Origin of the sequence: Pseudoalteromonas sp. CO342X, assembly GCF_004208915.1 — a bacterium.
GTDB lineage: Bacteria > Pseudomonadota > Gammaproteobacteria > Enterobacterales > Alteromonadaceae > Pseudoalteromonas > Pseudoalteromonas maricaloris.
Map to the genome: position 1 here is coordinate 69592 of NZ_SGPH01000022.1, position 23879 is coordinate 93470.

22 protein-coding genes are annotated in these 23879 nt (G+C 45.9%); 9 read left to right on the plus strand and 13 right to left on the minus strand.

From position 1 onward, the window contains the following. Positions 1-22 precede the first annotated feature (22 nt). Together EXT47_RS11795 and EXT47_RS11800 are read right to left on the minus strand one after the other, a co-directional pair. Positions 23-640: an HAD family phosphatase gene (locus EXT47_RS11795; RefSeq protein WP_069022724.1), complete on the minus strand. Its 618-nt coding sequence runs from the start codon at positions 638-640 to the stop codon at positions 23-25. A gap of 96 nt (positions 641-736) precedes the next feature. Beyond that, complete coding sequence (locus tag EXT47_RS11800; protein WP_130126649.1) at positions 737-1663, minus strand: LysR family transcriptional regulator; 927 nt, start codon at positions 1661-1663, stop codon at positions 737-739. Positions 1664-1775: 112 nt separating this feature from the next. Between EXT47_RS11800 and EXT47_RS11805 the strand changes: the two genes are divergently transcribed. The 9 genes from EXT47_RS11805 (at position 1776) to EXT47_RS11845 (ending at position 12155) form a co-directional block, all read left to right on the plus strand. After that, positions 1776-2195: a lactoylglutathione lyase gene (locus tag EXT47_RS11805; protein WP_039491082.1), complete on the plus strand. Its 420-nt coding sequence runs from the start codon at positions 1776-1778 to the stop codon at positions 2193-2195. A 13-nt stretch (positions 2196-2208) separates the two neighbouring features. Continuing rightward, the gene (locus EXT47_RS11810) at positions 2209-3330 is read left to right on the plus strand and encodes an alkene reductase (RefSeq protein ID WP_130126650.1); all 1122 of its coding nucleotides are present in this window, start codon (positions 2209-2211) and stop codon (positions 3328-3330) included. Next, the gene (locus tag EXT47_RS11815) at positions 3327-3878 is read left to right on the plus strand and encodes a YbhB/YbcL family Raf kinase inhibitor-like protein (protein ID WP_039491078.1); all 552 of its coding nucleotides are present in this window, start codon (positions 3327-3329) and stop codon (positions 3876-3878) included. Before EXT47_RS11810 ends, EXT47_RS11815 begins: the two co-directional genes overlap by 4 nt. 2 nt (positions 3879-3880) lie before the next feature. Further along, on the plus strand, positions 3881-4819 hold the full coding sequence (locus EXT47_RS11820; protein WP_130126651.1) for a polysaccharide deacetylase family protein: 939 nt from the start codon (positions 3881-3883) through the stop codon (positions 4817-4819). Positions 4820-5054: 235 nt separating this feature from the next. After that, positions 5055-6302, plus strand: coding sequence for an efflux RND transporter periplasmic adaptor subunit (locus EXT47_RS11825; RefSeq protein WP_130126652.1), 1248 nt, complete (start codon positions 5055-5057; stop codon positions 6300-6302). An 18-nt stretch (positions 6303-6320) separates the two neighbouring features. Further along, positions 6321-7028, plus strand: coding sequence for an ABC transporter ATP-binding protein (locus tag EXT47_RS11830; protein ID WP_039491072.1), 708 nt, complete (start codon positions 6321-6323; stop codon positions 7026-7028). Next, the gene (locus tag EXT47_RS11835) at positions 7025-9412 is read left to right on the plus strand and encodes an FtsX-like permease family protein (RefSeq protein ID WP_130126653.1); all 2388 of its coding nucleotides are present in this window, start codon (positions 7025-7027) and stop codon (positions 9410-9412) included. The genes EXT47_RS11830 and EXT47_RS11835 overlap by 4 nt, the downstream gene beginning before the upstream one ends. 68 nt (positions 9413-9480) lie before the next feature. After that, positions 9481-10851 (plus strand): sigma-54 dependent transcriptional regulator, encoded by a 1371-nt coding sequence (locus EXT47_RS11840; protein WP_130126654.1) that lies wholly within the window; start codon positions 9481-9483, stop codon positions 10849-10851. A gap of 8 nt (positions 10852-10859) precedes the next feature. Continuing rightward, entirely contained in the window at positions 10860-12155 is a 1296-nt protein-coding gene (locus EXT47_RS11845; protein WP_240701611.1) for a PAS domain-containing sensor histidine kinase, read from the plus strand. A 27-nt stretch (positions 12156-12182) separates the two neighbouring features. Here the strand turns inward: EXT47_RS11845 and EXT47_RS11850 are convergent, their stop codons facing one another. From EXT47_RS11850 to EXT47_RS11895, 11 genes are all read right to left on the minus strand, one after another. Further along, positions 12183-13322 carry a PAS domain S-box protein gene (locus EXT47_RS11850; RefSeq protein WP_069020233.1) on the minus strand — a complete coding sequence of 380 codons (1140 nt, stop codon included), beginning with the start codon at positions 13320-13322 and terminating at the stop codon, positions 12183-12185. Positions 13323-13427: 105 nt separating this feature from the next. Then, the gene (locus EXT47_RS11855) at positions 13428-14507 is read right to left on the minus strand and encodes an NAD(P)/FAD-dependent oxidoreductase (RefSeq protein WP_130126656.1); all 1080 of its coding nucleotides are present in this window, start codon (positions 14505-14507) and stop codon (positions 13428-13430) included. 11 nt (positions 14508-14518) lie between these two features. Then, on the minus strand, positions 14519-16447 hold the full coding sequence (locus EXT47_RS11860) for a LodA/GoxA family CTQ-dependent oxidase (RefSeq protein WP_130126657.1): 1929 nt from the start codon (positions 16445-16447) through the stop codon (positions 14519-14521). Positions 16448-16720: 273 nt separating this feature from the next. Continuing rightward, entirely contained in the window at positions 16721-17731 is a 1011-nt protein-coding gene (locus EXT47_RS11865; RefSeq protein WP_130126658.1) for a phage late control D family protein, read from the minus strand. A 1-nt stretch (position 17732) separates the two neighbouring features. Continuing rightward, entirely contained in the window at positions 17733-17948 is a 216-nt protein-coding gene (locus tag EXT47_RS11870) for a tail protein X (protein ID WP_010378405.1), read from the minus strand. A gap of 25 nt (positions 17949-17973) precedes the next feature. Beyond that, the gene (locus tag EXT47_RS11875; RefSeq protein ID WP_010378403.1) at positions 17974-18405 is read right to left on the minus strand and encodes a phage tail protein; all 432 of its coding nucleotides are present in this window, start codon (positions 18403-18405) and stop codon (positions 17974-17976) included. A 14-nt stretch (positions 18406-18419) separates the two neighbouring features. Then, positions 18420-21578, minus strand: coding sequence for a phage tail protein (locus EXT47_RS11880; protein ID WP_130126659.1), 3159 nt, complete (start codon positions 21576-21578; stop codon positions 18420-18422). 124 nt (positions 21579-21702) lie between these two features. Beyond that, on the minus strand, positions 21703-21828 hold the full coding sequence (locus tag EXT47_RS24185) for a hypothetical protein (protein WP_017218950.1): 126 nt from the start codon (positions 21826-21828) through the stop codon (positions 21703-21705). 5 nt (positions 21829-21833) lie between these two features. Next, positions 21834-22091, minus strand: a complete 258-nt coding sequence (locus EXT47_RS11885) for a phage tail assembly protein (RefSeq protein WP_130126660.1) — start codon at positions 22089-22091, stop codon at positions 21834-21836. 3 nt (positions 22092-22094) lie between these two features. Next, positions 22095-22604 (minus strand): phage major tail tube protein, encoded by a 510-nt coding sequence (locus EXT47_RS11890; protein WP_010378397.1) that lies wholly within the window; start codon positions 22602-22604, stop codon positions 22095-22097. Further along, positions 22604-23767: a phage tail sheath subtilisin-like domain-containing protein gene (locus EXT47_RS11895; protein ID WP_130126661.1), complete on the minus strand. Its 1164-nt coding sequence runs from the start codon at positions 23765-23767 to the stop codon at positions 22604-22606. The genes EXT47_RS11890 and EXT47_RS11895 overlap by 1 nt, the downstream gene beginning before the upstream one ends. Positions 23768-23879 lie beyond the last annotated feature (112 nt).

A 23879-nucleotide genomic window follows, 5' to 3' on the forward strand; every position in this document is an offset into this window, starting at 1 on the left:
CTATTTTGGAGTCTCGACCTGCTTAAAACACTAATCCTAGCTCACGTAACTCGCGCTCAGCTTGCGCCGCATTAAAGAACTGAATGCCATGCAATCCGACCTGCTTTGCACCTTCGACATTCGCTAAGACATCATCAAGAAAAACACAGTCATCTGCCGCTAGTTGATAGCGCTCCAGTAAGTGAGTAAAAATAGCTTTACCGGGCTTCATGCAGCCAAGCTCAGCAGAAATAATTTCTCCATCAAAGTGTTGCCAGAAAGTATGACGCGCTTTTAGGTGGCTCACAATCTCGTGCACATTATCGGTTAGGGCATAAGCACTATATCCAGCCGCCTTTAGGCGCTGCATCAGTGCAAGCGTGCCATAAAGTGGGATCAGTGATTCTTTGATATAAAAGAACAGTTCGTCAGCTTGCTCAGAGGTTAAGTGACAGGTTTGCATAAAAGCGTGCTTGGTGTCTGCTTCAGTCAGTTCGCCTCGATTAATCGCAAACCAAATCTCACTGTGGAACAGCTGCTTAGCTAGACTCTCAACGTCGCATTGGTTGCCAAAGGTAAGCCGAACAATCTCCTCTGGTGACCACCTCACAAATACGTTACCGACGTCAAAAATTACGTGTTTAATATTGCCAATTGCCATCCTTGAACCTCTTTAGTTAGTTTAAATATGAGCGTTTATTATGCATATCTTTATCACTTACGCACGGCTAATTCGTTAGGCTTCATTGAAATAAAATCAATCATGCATTTGTTGTAAATACTCGCTAAAAAAGGTTAGAAACGCTTTGACTTGGCGAGGTTGGAACTGCCTAGATGGATAAATCGCTTGCAGCGCGACTTTATCTGAGTCCGTTGGACTAAATCCCAATGTTTGAGTTGGCAACAACTCCACCAATCGCCCCGCTTTAATATCTTTGTGAACATCCAACCATGACTTAATGGTGATCCCAAGCCCCTGAATAGCCCAGTTTCGCAATACTTCTCCATCTGAACTCACTAAACAGGTAGGCACGGTTTCAATGATGGTAGCTTGCGTGTCTCTGTCGATAAAATACCAATCGTTTAGCGCCTGTCCTGCTCTTTCCAGTACTAAACAGCGATGGCGCTGTAATGCTTGATAGCAATCTGGCGTACCATACTGTTCGAGATAGTTTGGGGCAGCCACCAGCATTCTGCGGTTGTTTAACAGAGGCCGAGATATCAAACTGCTATCATTTAAATTACCATAACGAATGGCGATATCAGTGCCAGACTCAACTAATTTGACCAAGCCCTCCCCCAAACTCAAGTTAACCACCACCTGTGGATGCTGCGTGGCAAACTCCGCAACGGCGGGAACCACGTACTGACGGCCAAAGTCTGAGCTTGCTGCAATTTTGAGTGTGCCTCTCAAATCAGGATCGGCATCTTGCAGTAGTGCCTCCGCCGCCGCGACCTCCTCAATGACTCGCACACAGCCCTGATAAAACCGCTCTCCCGCTTCTGTCAGTTTGATACTTCTGGTGTTTCGAGTCAGTAAACGGGTTTTATAGTGCGCTTCAAGTGCATTGATCCGTGCGGTCATGCTCGCTGGAGAAAGCCCTAATACTCGCCCTGCCGCAGCTAAGCCATCAGAGCGCACCACTTGAACAAAAAGCGCCATATCGTCTGCTTTGCTTTTCATTATTCACCTTTTATGAAAAGTAATTTTATATAAAAGCCAATTATCAAATATTAATAAACAAATAGACTGTTCTCAACGCATAAATCGCCAACACCAATGGAGGTAACACACCATGCAGTTAGATCACTTTTTGTTTAGAGCCCATGACATGGCAAAAATGGCGACCTTTTTTGAGCAGGTGCTTAGGCTCAAAGAAGGCTTGCGTCCACCTTTTCCATTTCCAGGAAAGTGGTTCTATGGCGACCAACAACAACCTTTCATTCATCTGGTTGAACAATCACCACATACCCAAGCACAGGCTGAATACCTTGGTTCTGTGCAAAACACAAGCATGAGTACTAGCAACATAGATCATATTGCATTTCGTGGTGACGATTACCCCGGGTTAATCGCCCGACTAGAGCATTTTGGCGTTCGCTACGTGGAACGAGATGTCCCTATTAGCAATGAGCATCAGGTTTTTATCTTTGCACCTGAATCTCTAAAAATTGAAGTGCTGTTTCCACGCCACATCAACTCACTTGTCCAATAATTAGGAGAATACTATGTCTAATCCATTGTTATTTACGCAGAAAAAACTCGGTAATTTAATCTTACCAAACCGCATTTTGATGGCACCAATGACCCGCTCTAGAACAACACAACCGGGAGATATTCCAAACCAGTTGATGGCAAAGTACTACGCCCAACGCGCTTCGGCAGGGCTTATCATCAGTGAAGCCACACAAATCTCTTGTCAGGGCAAAGGATATTCATTTACTCCCGGAATTTATACTGCTTCGCAGGTTGCTGGATGGAAAGAAATCACCCATGCAGTGCAGCAAAAAGGTGGCCGTATTTTCTGTCAGCTTTGGCATGTCGGTCGTATGTCTCACTCCACTTTTCATGAAGATGGCCAACCCGTCGCTCCCTCAGCACTGGCTCCCGACGCACAAGTGTGGGTAGTCAATGAAAAAGGAGTGGGTGAAATGGTCGATTGCCCAACACCACGTGCACTGGCAACCCAAGAAATACAGAGCATAGTCGAAGATTATGTCCATGCGGCTGAGAATGCCATGATAGCAGGGTTTAATGGCGTCGAGATCCACGCTGGTAATGGCTACTTAATCGACCAGTTTTTACGCCGCAGCTCTAATCAACGTCATGATCAATATGGTGGCTCGAAGGAAAACCGAATTCGCTTTGCGGTTGAAGTTGTCACTGCGATTAGCCAAGCAATTGGGCCTGAAAAAGTAGGGATCCGGTTAGCGCCTTTTATTACCCAACGTGGCATGCAAGACGAAGAAGCCATTGATACTATTTTGCTCGCCGCGGAGCACTTTAACCGCTTAGGCATTGCCTATGTGCACTTAGCAGAAGCGGACTGGGATGATGCGCCGGTCGTGACGGAGAGTTTTAGGCAAGCACTAAGAAGAAAATTCCACGGCGCCATTATTGTGGCGGGAAATTACGAGCCAGAGCAAGCCGAAGCCCTTATTGAACAAGGCCTAGTCGACTTTGTGGCTTTTGGTCGCAAATTTATCTCCAACCCAGACCTCGTATATCGTCTGACTCATCAATTACCTTTGAGTCCAATCAACCCTGATGCGCCTTTGTTTGGTGGTAGCGAGCAGGGCTACACCGACTATGCAGATTTTCAACAATTAAGAGCAAAAGGTGCAATATGAAGCCATTATTACTGAACTTATCCCTAGCCTCCATGGCATTACTCGGTGCAACCAATGCAATTTCAGCACCTGAGTTTACACTAGAAAGCCCAGATCTTGTTGCCGAAAAATCTATTCGGCCATTTCAATACTGGGATCAATTTGGCTGCGAGGGAAACAGCACACGACCAACCTTAGTTTGGTCAAATGCACCTAAACAAACCAAGAGCTTTGCGGTGACATTTTACGATCAAGACGCGCCAACCGGCAGCGGATTTTGGCACTGGCAAGTGTATAACTTGCCCAAAGACACGACTAGGCTTGCAGAAACTTTACCAAGCCAAGCCATTGAAGGTAATACGGATTTAGGAAAGCCTGGGTACTTTGGCCCGTGCCCGCCTATTGGCCGCAAACATAAATACACCTTTACCGTGCATGCGCTAGATGTAGATACACTCCCCGTGCCAGCTGGTGCAACGGCACCACTTACTGGATTTTTTATCCACCAGCATAGCTTAGCGCAGGCAACACTTTCTGTGTATGCCGGTCCAAGAGCCGCAGGAGAATAACCATGCGTACCACGTTGACCACAAGTATTCGAGCACTACTAACAGCAACCGCCCTGCTTGCAGGCACAGCCTACGGCGCTGAAATAGAGTCTGGCCATTACTGGCCTGATGATGCTCAATTGGTGATCTCTATCTCCATGCAATTTGAAGCAACCGCGCAAGACCCAAGCGATCCTGGGCCATTTCCTCAGCAAGAAGCGGGCTATCCCGACACCGTCGCTCCTACTTGGTATCAGTATGGCATGAATGAAGGGATCCCACGATTGCTTAAGCTTTGGGATAAGCACAACATCAAAGTGACGTCCCACATGGTAGGAAAAGCTGCTGAGCTTAATCCTAAACTTGCCAAAATGGTGGCAGAAAAAGGGCATGAAATTTCAGGTCATGGACAAAACTGGACACCACAATACTCGATGACACCCGAAGAGGAACGTGCATCTTATATTCACAGTGCAGACGTGCTTGAAAAGATCACCGGGCAAAGGCCACAAGGCTTTAATGCATTTTGGATGCGCCATTCTGAGCAAACATTAACTATTTTGCAGTCCCTTGGCTTTGTCTATCATATTGATGATTTATCTCGGGATGAACCTTCGTTTACCCCGGTCAATGGCAAACCCTTCGTGGTGGTGCCTTATACCTTTAGAAATAACGATATCGTGCGCTATGGCGGCAGTTCCGCAATGACAGCAAAAGCCTATTTGCAAGAGTTAAAGGACGAGTTTGATGTGCTTTATGAAGAAGGAAAATCCCAGCGCCGGATGATGTCTATCAGTGCACACGACAGGCTCGCAGGCAGTCCGGCTCGCGTAAAAGCACTTGACGACTTTATTCGCTACGCGAAATCGCATCCAAAGGTTAAGTTTATGCGCAAAATAGACATAGCGAAATGGACCCTAAAACAGCAAGACGTACCAACCAACCCAGAACGTGTGTTTTAACAAATAATAACGCTGCAATTCATAGGCTCTATTGATGAGCCTATTTTCTTCTGCGCACTTGCAAATACAATCGAGCTTCCCAAATCCACAATTTTTATTTTCGAAACCGCAAAAAGCACTCATTCCCTGCAAACAGACAAAGTAAAAAATCCAATAATTTCAGTAAATTAAATTTTGGCATGTGACTTGTTATCTACTGAGTAATAACAACCTTCATTCCACCAGAGATATCAACATGGATATACAAGTCGAACATAAAAAACGCAACAAGGTTAACTGGTTGTGGGCTGTTGGCGGAACTATTTTCGCCATCGTTATTATATGGCTGCTATTACAACCCTCAGCGCAGGCATCTTTGCCTATGGCAAAAACATGGATTGCGGAGGTCCAGCAAGGGGATTTAGAGGTCAGTGTATCTGGATATGGTCAGCTTAAATCGAGAACGCCGCGTTTGATAAGTGCCGCAAGCGATGCCACGGTTGAAGAAATTTTGCTGCGCCCAGGTGCACAAGTTAACCCCGACAGCATCATCATGAGGTTACAAGATGCAAATTTGGCCCAATCTTTAAAAGATGCCAAACGCAGTTTGGCGCAATCGCAAGACCAATATCTACAGCTCGATATCAATCAACAACGAGAACTGCTGTCTCATCAGGCGGATTTGGAAGTTCTGAGATCTGAGTTAGAAAGTGCCGAGCTGGAGGTTACCGCTCAAGGAGAGTTGGTTGAAGATGGGGTTGTTTCTAAACTCGACTACCAACGCGCGGTACTTACCCATCGCCAGCTGAAACGTCGCATTAATATTGAACAACAGCGAATATCACAATTGCAGACCTTACACAAAGCCAACCTGCAGCTTGCGCAGTCAAATATTGATGCCAGTAATGAAGCATTTTTATTGGTGCAAGATAGGGTGAATAAGCTCACTGTACGGGCTGGGATCAAAGGAGTATTGCAGCAACTTCATGTGGAACTTGGACAAAGTGTCTCTCTTGGCACTCAATTGGTGTTAGTTGGTAGCACCACAGATTTATATGCGCAATTGCAGATCCCACAAGCCTATGCCCAGCAAATAAAGCTGGCTCAGCATGTGAGCATCAATACCCGTAACGACTTAATTGAAGGCCAAGTGTCGCGCATTAATCCAATGGTACAAAATGGCAATATTGAAGTTGAGGTGACACTGCCTAAAAGTCTGCCCGCGAGTGCTCGCCCCGAGCTAAATATTGAGGGAAAAGTCTCTATCGACAAATTGAGTTCCGCACTGTTCATCGACAAACCCGTCGGTGCAAAACCTTATAGCCAAGCAACCTTATATCTTGTTGATAAAGAAAAACAACAAGCCCATGCAATTCAAGTACACTATGGCGCAGAAACGTCACAGCACATTCAACTACTCAGTGGCGCTTCGACAAATCAGCAGTTTATTTTGTCAGATATGACATCTTATGCCGACGCACCCGTAGTGACTTTGAGCAAATAACAAACCAAAGGAAGAACAATGAATAATAAACACGTTATTGAACTTAAAAACATCACTAAAAAGTTTGTCCTCGGCGGAATGGAAACACTGGCACTGCGTGGCGTAAACCTCAATGTGGCGCAGGGCGAATATCTGTCAATTTCAGGCCCATCAGGCTGCGGCAAATCAACACTTCTAAGTATTCTTGGTTTATTAGACAGCCCAAGCACCGGCACCTACACAATTGCGGGTAACGATGTCAGTAACCTTGACGTTAACCAAAGAGCCACACTAAGAAATAAACATATCGGTTTTGTGTTTCAGTCATTTAATCTCATTGATGAATTGAACGTCTTTGACAATATCGCCTTACCTATCAAGTACAGTAGCACCGCTCTTTCAAGTACTGCGTTAAAAGAACGGGTAATGACTTGCTTGGAGTTAGTACAAATGACCCACAGAGCAGAACATAAGCCCAATCAACTGTCAGGCGGACAGCAGCAACGTATCGCCATCGCCCGTGCACTCGCCAATCAGCCAGATATTCTGCTTATTGACGAACCTACAGGAAACTTGGACTCAAAAAATGGCGATGCGGTAATGAACATGCTGAGCGACCTAAACACCCAAGGCACAACCATGTGTATGGTTACCCACGACCCTAGGTATGCAGACATGGCAAAACGTAAACTGTTCTTGTTAGATGGGGTGATGGTGGATGAAATGAATTTGGAGATGGTGGGATGATAAAAGAGGAATGTAAGCTCGCACTGTCAAATCTTAGGAAGCTTCCGGGATTTAGTCTTACCATACTTGTCACCCTAGCATTAACCTTAGCAGCGCTAACGGTAGTGATTAATATCAACCATAGATTGATCACGCAACCGCTTCCCTACCCTGATGCAGATAAGCTGTGGGTGACCGATCAAAGCGAAACCATTAATGGAGAAACCCAATATGGATTCCAACTGCTCTCGACCCAGTTTCAGCTATATCAAGATAAGCAATTTATCGACAAAATGACGATGATGCACTTGGTATCATCTCGTTTTATGGACATTAAGGATATGCCCACGGTAGACATTATTCGAGTGACTCCCGAATTCTTTGAGTTGTTAGGTACGCCACTGCATCTTGGTCGCGCGCTAAAGCAAGACGAAGGCGTCAGCGATGAACAAAAAGTTTTAGTCCTGAGTTACCAGTCTTGGATAACGCACTTTAATGCAGATCCAGATATCGTTGGTAGCTACACCTCCATAGATCGTGAACGCTATCAAATTATCGGAGTAACGGGAGAAGCGTTTGAAGTGCCTGAGATCTTTGGTGGCTTTCCCGTTAGCGGCTTTAGTAGCTTTCCGGAGCCTGTCACCACCACCTCGCACTGGAATAACATCAGTAGCCAGTTTAACGGTATCGCTCGACTGAAAGCGGGTGTAAACATAGAGCAGATGAATCATGCGCTGGGCGAACAGATTAACACGCTTTACCAATCCCGTGAAAACGTAGCGCCTAACACGCGAATTGGCGCTCAGTTTACACCACTGCGTGACAAAATCGTTGCACGAAGTGATGAACTCGCCATTACCTTGTTGTTCTCAGCAGCGGTTTTGGTGCTCATTGCCCTGACCAATGTGGTTAATTTATTTCTCTCAAGGGCTGCGCAAAAGCAGCGCACCATGGCAATTCAAGCGGCACTGGGGGCAAAGCCTACTCACATTTTTGTCAGTATGTTTTGCGAAAGCATCCTGTTAGTGGGCGCAGCCACTATACTCGGATTATTGCTTGCCGAGTGGTTGAATGTTTGGTTAGCAAACGACTTGAGCTATTTATTTAGTCGCATGCAGGGCTTAACTCTGGACTGGCCGACCATAGTAGTTGCTTGTGCACTGAGTCTGATAATAGCGCTACTCATCGCCTGGTTTACCAGCAAACAAGTAAACTATCATGCCCTGACAGATGCGCTACACAGCAGCGGTAAAGGCACTGGCGCGCAAATTTCCAAGCGTACTCGTCAAGTGTTGGTGGCATTACAAGTATGCTTTGCCAGTATTTTACTCTTTCTAGCGGCCAACAAATTAGTTCCCGCATACGCGCAAATGACTCATCCCACAGGGTTTGATACTGAGCATTTGTACTATGTCCGTATCGATGGCAGTGCCACAGAAATCGATAACTTTGAGCTTGGCAAACAAATCAAACAGCTTTTAGCCAATCAAGCGAGCATCGCATCGGTATCAGCAAGTTACACTTCACCACTACAAATGGGATGGCAAAACTATTTGTATGATCAAAATATCGCGCTGATCGGTATCGTCAGTTTGTCCTTTTACGACGAAGACGGTTTCACTGCGCTTTCACTGCCATTTGAGCAAGGAAGCCGGTTTACACCAATCATGGCCTCAGGCTCAGACAACAATGAAATAATTCTCTCAGCCTCACTCGCTAAGCGTTTGTACAAAGATGAAAACCCTATCGGTCAAACCCTCTATGCAGACAGAGAGGCGCCAAGAAAAGTGGTTGGGGTTGTGAGTGATATTTACGTGCCTACGGGCAACCGAGGCTATACCTTAGAGCGCTATTACTTGCCTGTCACAGAAGGCAGCACATCTTTTATTATCAAGGGGAATGCAGAACTGTCAAAAGTCCAATTAACTCATGTTCTCAAGGCCATTCATCCGAGTTTAAACTTTGCCTTTTTTGAGCCTGTTGATGACATGCTAACCCAACGGTTAAGACAAACTTGGCTGCAAGCAATGTTGACTGTCGCCCTATTAGCCCTTACCTTAAGTCTAGCTGGCGCTGGGATCTACGGCGTGCTCAACTACAGTGTACAAATGCGTCGCTGTGAGCTTGGCATTCACTTGTCGTTGGGCGCACATACACACAAACTGATAGCACAAGTGCTCAAGCAGAGTCTAACACCGGTAATGATTGGCCTTGGAGTGAGTGCATTAACCGTTGCAATCGGATATGGGATACTGACAAAGATAAGCACAACTGCTATTTCCGTGAGCTGGTTCGCTGTTATCGTGACAATCCCTATCATGCTGCTGATTGCGCTCATCGCAAGCTATTTACCTGTGCAAAGGGTGATAAGGCAAGATCCCATTAAAGCGCTAAGAAACGAATAAGTTAATAATAACAACAGGAATGAGTAGGCAAAGCGTGGCGTGTAAACTCCCTTTGCCTACAACACACTATGCAAGGTTCAATTTTAATCGTTGATGACAAGGCCGATATCCGCCTTAGCTTACAGTTTTTGCTAAAAAACCACGGTTTTACCATTTTCCAAAGTAGTAGTCTCGATTGTGCCGCTAAGCAGCTCAATGCGCACGACATTGATATTGTACTGCTAGACATGAACTATGAATTCGATACAACATCCGGCGATGAAGGTCTCGCTTTTTTGAGTCAGTATGCAAGCCAAAGTAGCACAACCTTTATTGCGATGACTGCTTGGTCTAGCGTCGAACTCGCCGTCGAAGCCATGCAGCGCGGCGCCAAAGACTTTTTTGCCAAGCCTTGGGACAACCACGCTGTAGTAATGATGGTGAAAAAGCATTTAGGGCTAAAGCAAATCGCTGCAAAACAACAACCTGCTTCCTCCCAACAAACCACAGCTAAAATAGCGCCAAATGCAGAACCTGCTGATGCATTACTCTGGTTAAGCCCTACGATGCAAGCGCTAAAAAGCCAACTTGATCGCATTGCCAAAACCAAAGCGAATATATTGCTTAGAGGAGAAAATGGTACGGGAAAATCACAAATTGCCAGCTACATCCACCAGCAAAGTAACATCACAGGCAACTTTGTGAGCACCAATATGGCGGCCATTCCAGAGTCACTGTTTGAAAGTGAAATGTTTGGCCATGTGAAAGGTGCGTTTACTGACGCTAAACAGGATAGACAAGGTCGTTTCTCAATGGCTGAGCAAGGGACTTTGTTTTTGGATGAGGTTGGCACACTCACAGAGCCTCAACAAGCGAAGCTACTACGAGTATTAGAAACAGGGGAATATGAAGCTGTTGGCTCAAGCAAAACGCAGCATGCAAGCTGTAGAATTATTAGCGCAACTAATGCAGATTTAGAGTCGCAACAACAAGCAAGTCAATTTCGTAGTGACCTGTATTTCAGACTAAATACAATGGAGTTTGAGATCCCACCACTGCGCTTGCGTCGTACAGAGATAATTCCGCTGGCCGACTTTTTTATTCAAAAGCACGCAACGACCTATGAATTAGACGTAAAACCCTTGTCTCATGCAGCACAAACAAGACTACAAAATTACGCATTCCCGGGTAATATCCGTGAACTTAGTCATATGATGGAACGTGCGATTTTGCTGTGTGATGGCACTGAAATTGAACAAAGCGCGCTTTCTTTAAAATCTGTGGTAACCACAGAGCAGAGTGAGCCCGAAATGATGACGCTAGATCAAGCCGAGCAAAAGTTGATTAAAATGGCGCTGTGCCAATGCCATGATAATGTGGAAGATGCTGCTGTTTTACTTGGGATCAGTAAAAGTGCGCTATATCGTCGCCTTGATAAGTTTGATATCAAAACGCGATGAGCTTGCCTATGAAAAAGCCTAACTTTGAACAGACTATCGAGATTTTTTACCTGGTAATTTGGCTTCTGTTCACCGTACTCAGCGCTTTTTTTATGGTCATCCTTGAGGTCTCAACACTCAGTGTTATCACCTACTTTATCCTTGTCCTTTGTCCGCTCGCACTGCTGTTGTATCATTTTAAACAGCGCCTGATACAACCTTTTTATCACCTCTCAACCACCATAGAGGCGATCAAAAACGAAGAGTATGGGCAGCGCTTTTACACCTCTGACAGCTCGGGCATTCTTCACAGTTTGCAGCAAGAAACACAACAATTATGTCAGCAGCTGCAATCATTCAAATCAGAGCGAGACCACCAGGCCATATTACTATTTAGACTCATTGAACAACTGCCCAGCCCCATCGCAATTTTCGATAACGATACTGCACTGGTGCATGCCAATGAAGCCTTCTCAAATTGGATTGGCAAACCATGGCAAAGCCTACGTTTATTAAAAGCGCATAAGTTCAGCCTTGAGTATCATAGTGGCCATTGGCACTTTAACCACCCTACTCTCGGTGATGAGTGGCAGCTTCGCTATAGCGAGCTTACCATTGCAAGCATGCAGGCGCACTTAGTGATCCTGACCGATGTGCAAGCGGTTGTCAGTCAAGCTCAGCGCGACGCTTGGCAAAAAATGATCAGAGTGCTCAGCCACGAGATTCATAATTCTCTCTCGCCGATTAAGTCACTTGCTCAAACCTTGATAGAAATTCCCACCACGCAAGAAAATCAAGCCGATTTTGAACAAGCGCTTGGCGTGATTGTGCAGCGCAGCGATGGCCTGATGTCATTTGTTAATCGCTATGCAAGCGTTGCAAAACAGCATCAACTTCATATAGAAGCGATATCCATAAATGACTTACTAACACCGCTCGTAGGGCTTTTCGACAATCGCGTGAGATTAACAATTGAACAGAACTTTACGCTGCAAATTGATCAAAGCTTACTTGAGCAAGCACTTGTAAACCTGATCAAAAATGCCTTGGAAGCGGGAGGTAAGCGCAATGCTGTTTACGTCAAAGCATATCACAATCATAAATTCGCAGGTATTGAAGTACTCGATGAAGGGCATGGCATAAAGAACGCTGACAACCTATTTGTACCTTTTTACACCACTAAAGCAGCGGGTAAAGGGATTGGCCTCATCTTAGCTAAAAATATTGTCGAACAGCATAACGGAAAACTGAGCTTAACCAATCGTAAAGATGCGCAAGGCGCAATTGCTCATATTCAGCTTCCACTGGCGGCAGCGAATAGGTGAGTGTTCACCGCCACCTCTAGGCGACATTTATTCAGACATTTTAAGCATCGCAATCAACTGACGGCCAGCGGCAATGGTATTGGTTTCACCACTATAGATGTTGTCGCATTCTTTCGATTCAAACACTTCTTTAATCCAAACAAATAAATCTTTGTTAAACATCACCAGCATCTCAACGGGAATATCTTTATCGTGCAAATGCGCCGTTAAACATTCTGCAACCTCATCAATTAATAACGCGCCATCATTAAACTCAACACAAAAATACAAGCTATTAGCCAATTCTTTGTACAATTTTACAATTAGTTCAATACGTTGCTGTGAATATCCGTTGGCTTGAATAAGGCCAACTTCGGCATCCACCTCTTCTACGGCTTCAAGTAAACATGCAACATCATCGCCTTCTATCGGACACTCAAGCCAAAATTCGCTGGCAGATTCCGCCTCTTTTTGCAATTTACTTGAAAATGCTCCGAGGTCGTCTGGGCCCATATCGAAAAAAGCATCATCGAATAGATCATTGGCGGCTTCTGAGCGTAAATTACCGTTGAGTAATTTTTCATTTTTCTTGAGCTCTTCGAGGGTTTCATCAAACAACTCAATTGCCTCTGGCGCAATCTTTCCTCGATCTCTTTGGCGTCGCGCTTCAGGCCCAACAAATGCCTGATTATGTGAGATTTTAAAGTAAAACTTCTTAAAGACTTCTGTCGACTCTTGGATTTGTTCTGCGAGTCGACGCAGATTAGTTAAGTCTTTTTGCATCGAAATATAATGCGTTACCTCTCCTTGTTCATTACGAATAGCGGAAATATTCCACTCTACCGGATACATACTGCCATCTTTACGATAGTTAATAGAGGAGCCGTAGAAAAAGCCGTTGCGCTCAAGGGCATCACTTAGCTTAGCAATAACGCTTTTATTACTTTTAGGCCCTTGTAAAATCGCAGGGGAATTGCCAACAAGTTCTGCGAGCTCATAACCCGTATGCGTACAAAACTTTTTATTGGCGTAGACGATGCGGTAGCCATTTTCCCTATCTGCATCGGTGACAACCACCGCATGATGAGAATGCATAAGTACTTGTTTTAATAACTCTATTGCTGAGGTTTGCTTTAGTAACTGGCTGAAAAACAAGGTTTCTTCAATGTTATCTTGCTGGATAGGCATATAGCTTCCTTAAACCAAACGCGGCTTATTTATATACCTTTAAACCGTAGCTCAATTATCGTTACCTGCTACTTTTTCAGCATCATAACAAAGCAATAATACGTGTTAACCGATTAACTTTGACCCCTCGTAAAAGTGCTGTCGATGCTCAAGGTAGCGCATCCACACTCTATCCATTTGCGACTGATATAGTTTTGCGCCATGTTTGTAATCCATGCCGTGCAACAGCAGCATATCCGCAAGTTGCATGCTGCTAGTCATGGCATGCAACATGCCTTGCGAAGAGAGCGGATCAAAGCTCATGCTCGCATCACCCACCGCATACCAGCCTTTTGCTGCACAACTATCCAAACGGACCGAATTTGCACTTACCATTGGGTGCAGGTGTGCTGTTTCTATATTCACCAAGTCCACTAAGGTGTTAAATCCCCTCACCTGCTTTACTTTGGCTAAAAAATCTCGAGCGTTGGTGATGTTGCACTTTTTGATCGCATCAGCGCAAGCCTGCCAAGAAAACACCCGAGGCTGCATATTAGGGTCGAGTGAAGAGCATGCCGCGCTCGGCGCACTATACCACCAGCCATTTTCTTCATCGCTTATCACCGCAAACTGTTTCGTCGTGGCAACCTCTGCGGTAAGCCACAGTGCCATTTGCTTATCAAACTGTTGTAGTTTTGCACCGAGTCGCCTCGCCAGATGACAGGCGCGACCGGTGGCATCAATAAGCAGTGTTGTCGTGATAGACATGTCAGTGTCGCAGCCTTCAACCCTAACTTGCCACCCTGATTGTGTTTGCACCACATCAGTGAGCTTTGTAGAGGATAACAAAGGGATACCACGAAGCACTAATTGATCACGAAGCTGCTGTTCAAAATGCTGCCGATGAATGTGCCACCCCAAACCATCGGGGTTTTTAACGTTATCCACTATGGTAGGCGATTCACTGCCCCAAAACGAAATCATACCGTGACAAGTGAGATGTTCCGGGCTTTGTAATAAGTGCAACAGGTTAAGCTTTTTGAGAATTCTAGACGCCGCTGGCGGTAAACACTCGCCCACTTTGTCTTTAGCTGTAGCGAGCTTATCGACTACTATCACCTGATAGTGGGGATGTAAAGCAAGTGCAGCAATGCATCCTGCAATGCCTGCACCTACAATGACAATATCCGACTTCCTTTCAGCCATATTAGCCCTTATTATTTGCGATTCCGGCGATGTGCTTTGTCGGTTTGTGACAAATCAGGACGACAATCTCGCATGCTTTCGTTATTATCCGCAGTCAGCAGTTTTTCCGCTTTGACTGGTGTTAACCCTACTTGCATGGTGGTTGGAAAACCAGTTACGCCTTTTTCTGTTTTCGGTAATACCACCGCCAATTGACCAAACCCAGTGATCATACTGTTGATCTGCTCAATATAGTTGGTTGAAGGGCCTATCGGCAAATCGTTTAGCCACAGCTCCCGGTCATTAAATGCTGCTTGCCGCTCTGCAAATGGCTTAGTTTCATCAACTACCCGATGATAGTTTTGCTCGCTAAGCATATTATTTGGCACTCGTGCAGGCCAAAAGGTCGGTAAATAAGGGTCGTAAGCTTCATTGTAGCCATCGCGACAACTCGCGGTGTCTGTTTGCCAAGGAATGGCCATCCAACGTGTAATGCCACCAGCAACCTGCCCCGTTTTTAATGGGCCGCTCGAATGCAGCGCGATTTCTGATGTCATTTCCACGCCATAATTGGTGCCGTGGGTCGGTGCAGTATCTTCTGAATGTTTAAGACGGAAAGCCTCGCTATACATGCCCGCTGTACGCATTGGCCAAGTCATTTCACATCCAGGGTGGAAAGCATCCGCTAAACAGAACTCCATCGCCGCTTTAGTTAACATCTCAGGCTGCTCAGCAACCGGAATTTCATCAATGCTGGTTGGGGGGCAATAACAAGGGTCGTAATCAGAGTCAAATTCGCCATTCGACCACTGCTGTAACATATTCAACTGAATGTCTGTCAGGGTGACAAACTGCCTTGGCGAGTCATCGGCATCTACACTCATCGCATCGCCGTACAACCAAGGCCACAACTGCGGAGCGGTAGCGGCAAATTTAGGGTTCCAACTATGTTTTTCATCCGCCGTGGTGACTTTTTCTATCTGTCTAAAGTTATTAAAGAGATTACGTCTTGCTTCTTGCCATGTGCGTGAATTGTCATTTAAACGGCTGATCCAAGTCTCTGAAGTAAAATCAAAGGGGCTATTCCAGCCAAACCCAGCGGCAAATCCCGCATTAACCCATTGTAAATCGGTTAACCTTTGGAAAATTGGCAGAATGTCTTTACTAAAGGAAGGCTTACCCTTAGGTGCAGGTAGCATCTTGGCGTCAACTGCAACCTGACGCATTAAATCCCACATGGTTCGCGGAGATTTTTGCATTGGTGCGTAATCTGGTGGCGCACAAATAACCCATGCTGGTTTCACATCAAGTGCTTTGCCTTGATATTTAACCTCTGCAGTTACAGGGCCGTCCGAAGTATCGTCGTACCAGCCTTCATTATTACCGAACGTGATCGCCTCGTGGCCTTGAGGATTTTCTGACACTCCGTGCCCACCAAGCATAAGTAAGCGGCCCTTATCATCGGTACGCATTTCGCCTAAGTACACTTTTTTACCGGCAAAGCATCCTTCAAAGCGACTACAACCACACCCTGAAGCAATACCACTGATCTGCTGCGCTCCACCATCAATGAGCAAGCTGTTACGGTCGTTTACATTGAGGTTGCGCAGTAAACTCGGCTCGGCTTCAGCCGCCTCTGGAATATCCAACGCTAATTGAAACTCATACCAAGATGCTTTTTGATTAGCCAAGCGTGCATGCCAAATGATAGAAGCACCATCGTCACAAGTGAGCTCTTTAACGATGTTGCCCTCGGCGTCCAATCCATAAATACGAAATCGCGCGGCTTGGCGCTTCAACGCTCCCGTGCTATCGCGATAGTAATTCATATCTCTTGGAATGGCGGTATCGACCTCAGGACCAATAAAAAATTCATCAGGGCTATTACCAACCCGCATTACTCCAATGGGTGGGTATATCGCAGCTGAAACAATGGGATTTTGATTGCAGTGATGTGACATGTTGTAATCCTTTTTACAGTGGTTCAAGTCATGAAGCTTTACAGCAGTGTAGAAGCTATTTCTGACTTACACCATTACATCGAATTACAGGTAGGAAAGAGGCCAGAGCCTCAAAATGAGGATGGCCCACATGGAGAAAGGGTGATATCTCATCTGTGATAGATGAGATAAAAGTACACCCTGTGCGGGACACAGGGAGAAAGGAAAAATTAAGGAAGGAAGCGCTCAATGGGATAATCACTGACGCCTGGTATAAAAAATGTGGGATTTAACTTAACCTAATGCTTCGCATACTAAATAGCTTTTAAAGCCGGCGTGATTAATTACATGCTTGACCTCACAGACAAACCAGTCACCGTTGAGGTTATCATCAACCTCTTCGATAGTTATCACTCCACCTGCTAGTAAGTTAGGGTCGCCAACCACACAAAGCTGCACACTAGTATGCGCTCGATTTAAACGCTGTAACATGGCCGTCGCCGCGGTTTGTGCTTCGGTTTCATTAGGATAAACGTAAGAGAGTGTCGTGTTAGGTGAACCGCCACCAACACTTACCAATGTTTTTTGCGCTAACGCTTTATCGTAAAAATAAGCTTGCACCCCTTTGACTAACTTGTTGTGATTAGCATTAAGCTGCCATGAAACCAGCTGCTTTTTACTTACCGTCACGCTAGGCAAAGCTTTGCCAGTTAACGACTTTCCAGTACCTTTAGCCATAAATATAAGCTTGTCATCCGCAATCTTCATGATTGCATCAAACTGCACGGCAAGCTTGCTTAGCAATTGCATATCGCTTTCAGTTTGCTCAATGTGCGGTATTTCTCGGCCTTGAAAGGCATCACCTATTTTTGCCTGTAGTCCATACTCACCAGCAATGTCTTGAATAAGCTTGTCCAGCATCAGCGGCTCATCCTTCCCCTGCTCTGGCCACGAACGTATTTTTAGTGCTTTAAAATCTTGATCCCATAGCACTTTATTACCATAAAACGTCAACGAGCGATTGGGGCCAGTCAATTCATAAGCGCCCACTTCGAAAATACCTAATTTGGTTGAGGGAGCACTCTGATCTTTGGTGCCTTCTTTATATCCCATCGCAATTTCTAGTTGATCCGTTGGTGCGGGTAAGGCAATGGGCGCGTCAGCTAAATTGTCAAATCGTACATAGCAGGTATCACTCGCCAGTCCTGTGCGTGTTGTAACACTGAGCTCAGCCAAGCGGTTCTTCAGTGTTTTTGATACCTCATTGCCATTTGCTTTAATAGAATAATGCGGTTGTAAGTCCATCTTAATCCCAAATATTGATCACTTTAGACACAGTAGGTTTTGCGATTTCGGGAAGAAAAATACTGATCTGCTCCGAATAAATTGGCCCAAGCTCTGCCAAGCCATGATTGGCTTCTAGCACCTTTTCTACCATGCCACTACTGCGGCCATAGTGCTTAAAACAGATGAGATCGAGACAATCGCCATCTCGCGTAATATAAGTTACCCCTTTGCTCATAACGACTCCTTAGCACTCAGCGCGCTTAATAGCGGCTGAGCTCCATTGAAAATTGGATTTCTCGTGGGATCCCATCATTAAAAAATAAGGTCCGCGTTTCACTTATCCGTTTGATGACCCACTTACCCATCACGCGCCCTACGCTTGGACTAGATTTCCCACTTTCTTCAACATAGCCAAGCGTCATCGGCTCCCCTTTGGCGGCTTCATCTCTCATCATGTCTAACTGCTTCAAGCCGTTATCCACAATTTGCGGGAAGATCACCCCTTCAATGTTTAAGGTTTGCTCTCCTACGCCAATAAATTGCATCGGCGGAGAGTCCTTATCAGTCTGAGATTTGTGGGCTTCCCAGCGATATTGAGAATCGTACTGGAGCTTATTAAACGCTGCGGTGCTTACTGAAAACTTGTAGTCTCCCAGTTGCATCATATGTTTAGCATGATTAACTTTGCTCATTTAGTCCTCTATCGTTATGCCACTTGATTGTAATATCGAGCACTAAGCTCTTGCTCTGCTTGTTGCTGCTGCTGATCCAACATTTGCTTCACTTGCTGCGCAACCTCATAAGCCTGTTGGCCATCTTTTGCATTGACTGTAATATTAGCGTTCACCGTTACCGATGCCGCGCCCGGTTGTAGCGCCGATGAATATTCAGATGCTTTATTCGCACTCGCATTCAGTTGATTTAAACTATTTAGATCTGGTGCTTTAGCCTCATTGGTAGCTGATGTTTTGTCATCGCTAAACCAACCTTTAATGGCATCACCAACCATGTTGTTGGTAAGGTAACCCGCCATAGGGGCCACCATTCTTACATAAGGATTTTTGCTTTTTGACAGTGCACCAGATACCGCGTCGGCAGAAAACATGCCGCCTAGCGTGCTACCAATGCCAGCCGCTTTTTCTTTAACAGAAAGCCCATCATTATTGAGCGTTTCCCATACCGTGTGTGCGTTTAGCGCTCTGCCTGCCAAATCACCCGCCTTGCTGACGCGGTGAATTTTGCTGGTTGTCATCCCCTGATTAGCAGCAAAGGCAGCGGCCGTGCCTGTGGCTAAATTCAGCTCATTAATGACATTATTTTTAACAAAGTCGAGTGCGTTATTTTTTGTTGCTTCACTGTTTTGAGGCGTACTAATCGCTGCCGTTTTGCTGTCTGTTTGCGCAACGTTTTCCTCGCCTTTTGATAACCAACCGCCGAGAGTGTCGCTAATTAAGCCCAGCGGCCCCATGGTGGCAAAACTCGTTGCGCTATCGAGCAAGCGCTCTGTCACCGAAGGGCTCGAGGTACCTGAAGCTGAGTCCTGAGCATCGTCAGAGAACCAACCACCAAGTTTGTCACCAAACCAACCACCGATTGACTCACCGCCCATAGCGCCGAGTGCACCACCGACTAAGCCACCGATTGCAGTGCCAACCACAGGAACAACCGAGCCAATTGCCGCGCCTGCAGCGGCGCCAGCGAGTGCGCCGCCCGCGCCACCCGCAGCCGCTCCAACCTGAGTGGTTTTTTCTTTAGTCGTTAATGTGTCATCAGTTAATGCCGTGAACGCATCGAATGCCCCTAACGCCACGCTAAGCGGTGCAGCCGCACGCCCAAGTAACTTTTTAGACCCCTTGAATAACTGACCAAGTTTGCCACCTTTAGCTGGAGAGAAACTGCCAAGCTTTTGATAACTAGCATCATTTGCGGCAGTCATCATTTTGACTTTTTTGGCTTTTGCTTTGGACTTTGGTTGCGATGCTTGATTATCTAGCTGTGCTTTTACGCTGGGGGCTTTCCCGCCGTCCAACAGTTTCAAAGCGGGTTTATTAGCGCTTCGTTTGTTGATTTTGCGCGGCTTGTGCTCGCGCTCCGCCGACGTTTCTTGTTTATCCGCTAGATTAGAAGACCTAGCTCGCTTGTTACGCTTTCTGCCTCGCTTCTTGCGTCCTTTTTTACGCGTAGATTTCTTCTCTTCAACATCACTTTCTAACTCAGCAAACGACTCGGATAAATCATCGCTAATACCGTCTAATCCAAACTCACCAAATAAATCTGGTAAGCTGTTGGTAAGTGAAGATAAATCTCCCTTGAGAACGCCTTTTAAATCAATATTGGAGAGTAGATCAGCGTGTTGCTCTAGTACACTTGCCGCATCGTTTAGCCCAAATGCATTCAACAATTCAGGTCCTGCGCTTACAAGGGACTTGATGTCGCCCCCCAAAATCGCGTCGACATCCAGTTTTTCTAATGCCGGTAATGCGCCTTCGAGTACGCCAGCTGCACCGTCTAATTCAAATGCCTTTAGTAATGAAGGACCTGCCGCCATAAGGCTCGATACGTCACCGCTGGCAATTTGCTTGAGATTCAGTTGTTTTAAGCCAGGAACCGCAGCTTGTAGCTTATCCGCAGCATCGCCAAGTTCAAATGCTCTAAGCACTTCAGGTGCGGCATCCACTAAGCTGCTCAGCTCACCATCCATTAAGCCCTTAAAATCGAGTTTTTCAGCGATAGGAAGAACTGAATCAAAAGCCTGTGACGCACCTTGCATATCCAATGCATCTAATAATGCCGGAGCACTTTGTAGCAACGACTGGATATCACCATCTGCAATTGCGCCCAAGTCCAATTGTTGTAGCGCTGGCAAAGCCGCAGATACCGAGTTTGCGGCACCATCAAGTCCCGCCGCCTCAAGTAGGTTTGGTAACGTTGCGGCCAACGACCCCAGCTCACCATTAGCAAGCCCGGCTAAATCAAGTTGTGCAAGCGCCGGTATTTCTTGCGCAAGAGTTTGGTTTAATGACTTAAGATCAACGGCTTCTAGCAAGCTTGGTAAAGCCTGCTGCAAACTTTGTAAATCGCCTTGAATAAGTCCTGGAATATCCAATTGGTTCACAGCTGGCGCAAACTGCGTGACCACATTTGCCGCATCGTCAAAGCCAAATTGAGTTAATAACGCAGGAGCTGCTTCTGTTAACGAACCAAGCTCTCCTTTGAGTACCTCTGCAAACTCAATATTGCTCAACAAATTGCCTGTTTCGAGCAGCTGCTTTGGCAAAGCAGCCAAATCTAAACTCGATGCAAATTCCGGCAAAGCTTGACCCAGTGACGCTGCATCTAGGCAAAATTGCTGCTGAGCATCGATTACAGATTGACCTTGCTTGGATGCATTTGTCGCCGCAGTCACGGCTGGTGCAACGGAAATTGCGTTAAAAAGTGAAGGCACGTGTTCGGCTAATGCCGCCAATTCAACTTGTACGGTTTGGCTTGCGGCGCTGAAATCTAGTTCAGCAACCCGTTCAGACAAGCCGCTTATCGCATGCTGTAAAGAATCGGGCAACGCCAACATAACCTGCTCAGCTTGCTGCACCAGCTGGCTACTAGGCACAGCATTTTCACCAGTGGCAGGTGCCTGAAACTCAGGTACTGAGAACGAAGCCTGTGGACTTAACACCGCGCTGGCATTAAGTTGAGTCATGATGGAGATTAATTGCTGGATTTGCGCACTAGTCGCTGAATTGGCATTGAGCTTTGCAACTAGACTACCTAAATGAGCAACTTGGTTAGCAAGCGAAGTTACCTGTGGCAACTTATTTTTGACTTTGTTCGCCTCTCGTGAACGAACCTGTTTACCTTGTTTTGTCATGGCGTTACCTGAGGAAAATAGAGAAAAGTGAAACGCTTTAGCTTAAGCTGAGGCCTAAGCTAAAGCGTCTAAAAGTATGGAAATGCGCCCCTTAAAGGGTTAAGGGGCGGTTGCGGTCATCGGTTTAGCCCGCTTCTGTCGCTTGTTTGTAATCAAGCGCTGCTTCAAACCACTCGATGAGTTCGTCTTCGGTCAGCGCGTTGAGTTCGGCCAAGCCCCAGCCAGTATATTTGGCCAGAGCGATAACCATGGCTTTTAAGCGCTTTGGCGGGACACGAGAAAAGCTTGTAGCGTTTCTCGCAGCTTCACAAAATCACTCCAATCAAGCTCTTCGATGATATCTGGAGAAACTTCGCATAAGTGCGAGAAATAACGAATTTCGCTTTCAGACTCGCTGATATCCGCTCTATCCACCATTAACCGATCGCGTACTTTTGGTCGTCTCATTGTCAGTTCTGCATACTCATGCCCATCGACCGTAATTGGGAATACTAAGGTAATGATTTCTTTCATGGATTAAGCTCCGATTGCTGCGCGAAGTGCTGCCATTTGGTCCTTACCATTAACGGTACGAACGTCGTTGTATAGGTCAATTTCGTAAATTACATCTTGACCGATCTGTAGCTTGTACTTCTGAATTGCATATTGCAGCGTTAGCTTAGCTTCCTCGCCATCTTTCCAGCTGCCCATATCCACTTCTTTGAAGAAGCCTTCAAGCGTTACCACCACTGGTACTGGCGCTTCGCCTTGCGCTTGGATAGCACCACGAGCCGTTAATGGCGTTGTTGCACCGCTCCAATCGCCAAGTAGCTTCATCATATCAGCGTTGTATTCAAGTAACGTGATTGTGCCTTCTAGCTTTTCAAGTTGGCCAACATCAAGCTCAACTGGCGCTTGGAAACCCGACGTCACTTCACGAGTTTTTACGGTTACTTTTGGTAGCTGGATTTCATCAGCGATACCTAGATAGCCTTTACCGTCTACAAACAGCTTGAATTTTTTAAGAATTTTTGGAGAGATTGCCATTATACGATTTCCTCTAGGTAGTTGTTAGTTAGAATACTCTTGAAGGTGATGTGCTCAGCCGGTGTTGGCGGCGTGAAGTCAAAGCTAAAATACACTTTACCCGCTTGAATATTGGCCGGTGTGTTTAACTCTTCATCAGCCCAAATTTGACCGCCAAGAATTGCACCTTGTGCTTTTAAGCTATCTAGGTATGACTGAACACTTTGCGTAACATCTTCGATGTAAGTTTTGGTGATATTGCGGTCAACCGCCCACATGTGCGCACGCAGTAGTGAGTCGTTGATCATATCTGCGGTACGTACCACTGACAGGAATGCCCATTTAGGGTCGTCAGAACAAGTACGGTTACCCCACAACTTAAAGCCATTTTGACGAATAATGGTCGACACTTCTTTTTCGTTCAGCATATTCGCACGTGCGTTAGCATCGCCCAGCTGGAAGTCGATAGGACGTGCAGTTGCCACAATACCGTTCATATTGGTATTACTTGGGCTCCACCAAAAGCCTCGGTCGTTGTCCGACTTAGCAATCATGCCCGCAACACGTGCACTTGCAGGTTCAACTTCTGTTTTGCCATCGCGGAATACTTTGACATGAGGGTCAACAACGAACACACGACGCGAACCAAAGTCTGCACGATATGTTTTTGCATCCTCATCGTTGGTGTTTGGACCATCTGCGATGATAACCGCACGAAGACGCTCAGCCACGTTCACAAGTTCTGTGATAACTGGGTTACGATTACCTTCAGGGCGTTGATGCGCATAACCTGGCGCCACAAAAATACGTGGTGTTACGCCAAGTACAGACTCAGCACCAAGGAAAGCTTGTACACCTTCATAAGAACCGTCTGCTGCCACACCGCCAACCATGTTTGACATGATTGCCGCTTCATCAGCACCATCGACACGAACCACAACGACTACCGCACCAGCTTGGTCAAAAATACCGTCCATTGCCGCAGGTAGTGTTCCTTCTGTACCCAATGGTGCAGCTTCAGCACGTTTACCAGCAACCAATACAGGTGTGTTAAGTGGAAACTTTTCTGGATCTGCACTAGGTGCAGTACCAATCACACCAATTACTGAGCTTTTTACTGTTTTGATTGGACGCGTGCCGGATTGCGCCTCAATGACTTCTACACCGTGTAGAAATTTTGACATAGTTATCTCCTTTAAAGACATGTCAGTTAGAGAATAAAAAAGGCCATACAAGCTGCCTTGTATGGCCCAGGGTCTGTTGACCTTATACCTAACGGATAAGGTGAATAAAAAA

Bases quoted from the DNA above. Each gene is read 5' to 3' on its own strand.
- EXT47_RS11810 (WP_130126650.1), top strand. From the start codon at position 2,209: ATGTCTAATCCATTGTTATTTACGCAGAAAAAACTCGGTAATTTAATC.
- EXT47_RS11895 (WP_130126661.1), bottom strand. From the start codon at position 23,767: ATGTCAAAATTTCTACACGGTGTAGAAGTCATTGAGGCGCAATCCGGC.
- EXT47_RS11880 (WP_130126659.1), bottom strand. From the start codon at position 21,578: ATGACAAAACAAGGTAAACAGGTTCGTTCACGAGAGGCGAACAAAGTC.
- EXT47_RS11835 (WP_130126653.1), top strand. From the start codon at position 7,025: ATGATAAAAGAGGAATGTAAGCTCGCACTGTCAAATCTTAGGAAGCTT.
- EXT47_RS11850 (WP_069020233.1), bottom strand. From the start codon at position 13,322: ATGCCTATCCAGCAAGATAACATTGAAGAAACCTTGTTTTTCAGCCAG.
- EXT47_RS11820 (WP_130126651.1), top strand. From the start codon at position 3,881: ATGCGTACCACGTTGACCACAAGTATTCGAGCACTACTAACAGCAACC.
- EXT47_RS11885 (WP_130126660.1), bottom strand. From the start codon at position 22,091: ATGAAAGAAATCATTACCTTAGTATTCCCAATTACGGTCGATGGGCAT.
- EXT47_RS11865 (WP_130126658.1), bottom strand. From the start codon at position 17,731: ATGGACTTACAACCGCATTATTCTATTAAAGCAAATGGCAATGAGGTA.
- EXT47_RS11875 (WP_010378403.1), bottom strand. From the start codon at position 18,405: ATGAGCAAAGTTAATCATGCTAAACATATGATGCAACTGGGAGACTAC.
- EXT47_RS11845 (WP_240701611.1), top strand. From the start codon at position 10,860: ATGAAAAAGCCTAACTTTGAACAGACTATCGAGATTTTTTACCTGGTA.
- EXT47_RS11855 (WP_130126656.1), bottom strand. From the start codon at position 14,507: ATGGCTGAAAGGAAGTCGGATATTGTCATTGTAGGTGCAGGCATTGCA.
- EXT47_RS11795 (WP_069022724.1), bottom strand. From the start codon at position 640: ATGGCAATTGGCAATATTAAACACGTAATTTTTGACGTCGGTAACGTA.
- EXT47_RS11840 (WP_130126654.1), top strand. From the start codon at position 9,481: ATGCAAGGTTCAATTTTAATCGTTGATGACAAGGCCGATATCCGCCTT.
- EXT47_RS11800 (WP_130126649.1), bottom strand. From the start codon at position 1,663: ATGAAAAGCAAAGCAGACGATATGGCGCTTTTTGTTCAAGTGGTGCGC.
- EXT47_RS24185 (WP_017218950.1), bottom strand. From the start codon at position 21,828: ATGGTTATCGCTCTGGCCAAATATACTGGCTGGGGCTTGGCCGAACTC.
- EXT47_RS11890 (WP_010378397.1), bottom strand. From the start codon at position 22,604: ATGGCAATCTCTCCAAAAATTCTTAAAAAATTCAAGCTGTTTGTAGAC.
- EXT47_RS11825 (WP_130126652.1), top strand. From the start codon at position 5,055: ATGGATATACAAGTCGAACATAAAAAACGCAACAAGGTTAACTGGTTG.
- EXT47_RS11830 (WP_039491072.1), top strand. From the start codon at position 6,321: ATGAATAATAAACACGTTATTGAACTTAAAAACATCACTAAAAAGTTT.
- EXT47_RS11860 (WP_130126657.1), bottom strand. From the start codon at position 16,447: ATGTCACATCACTGCAATCAAAATCCCATTGTTTCAGCTGCGATATAC.
- EXT47_RS11815 (WP_039491078.1), top strand. From the start codon at position 3,327: ATGAAGCCATTATTACTGAACTTATCCCTAGCCTCCATGGCATTACTC.
- EXT47_RS11805 (WP_039491082.1), top strand. From the start codon at position 1,776: ATGCAGTTAGATCACTTTTTGTTTAGAGCCCATGACATGGCAAAAATG.
- EXT47_RS11870 (WP_010378405.1), bottom strand. From the start codon at position 17,948: ATGAGCAAAGGGGTAACTTATATTACGCGAGATGGCGATTGTCTCGAT.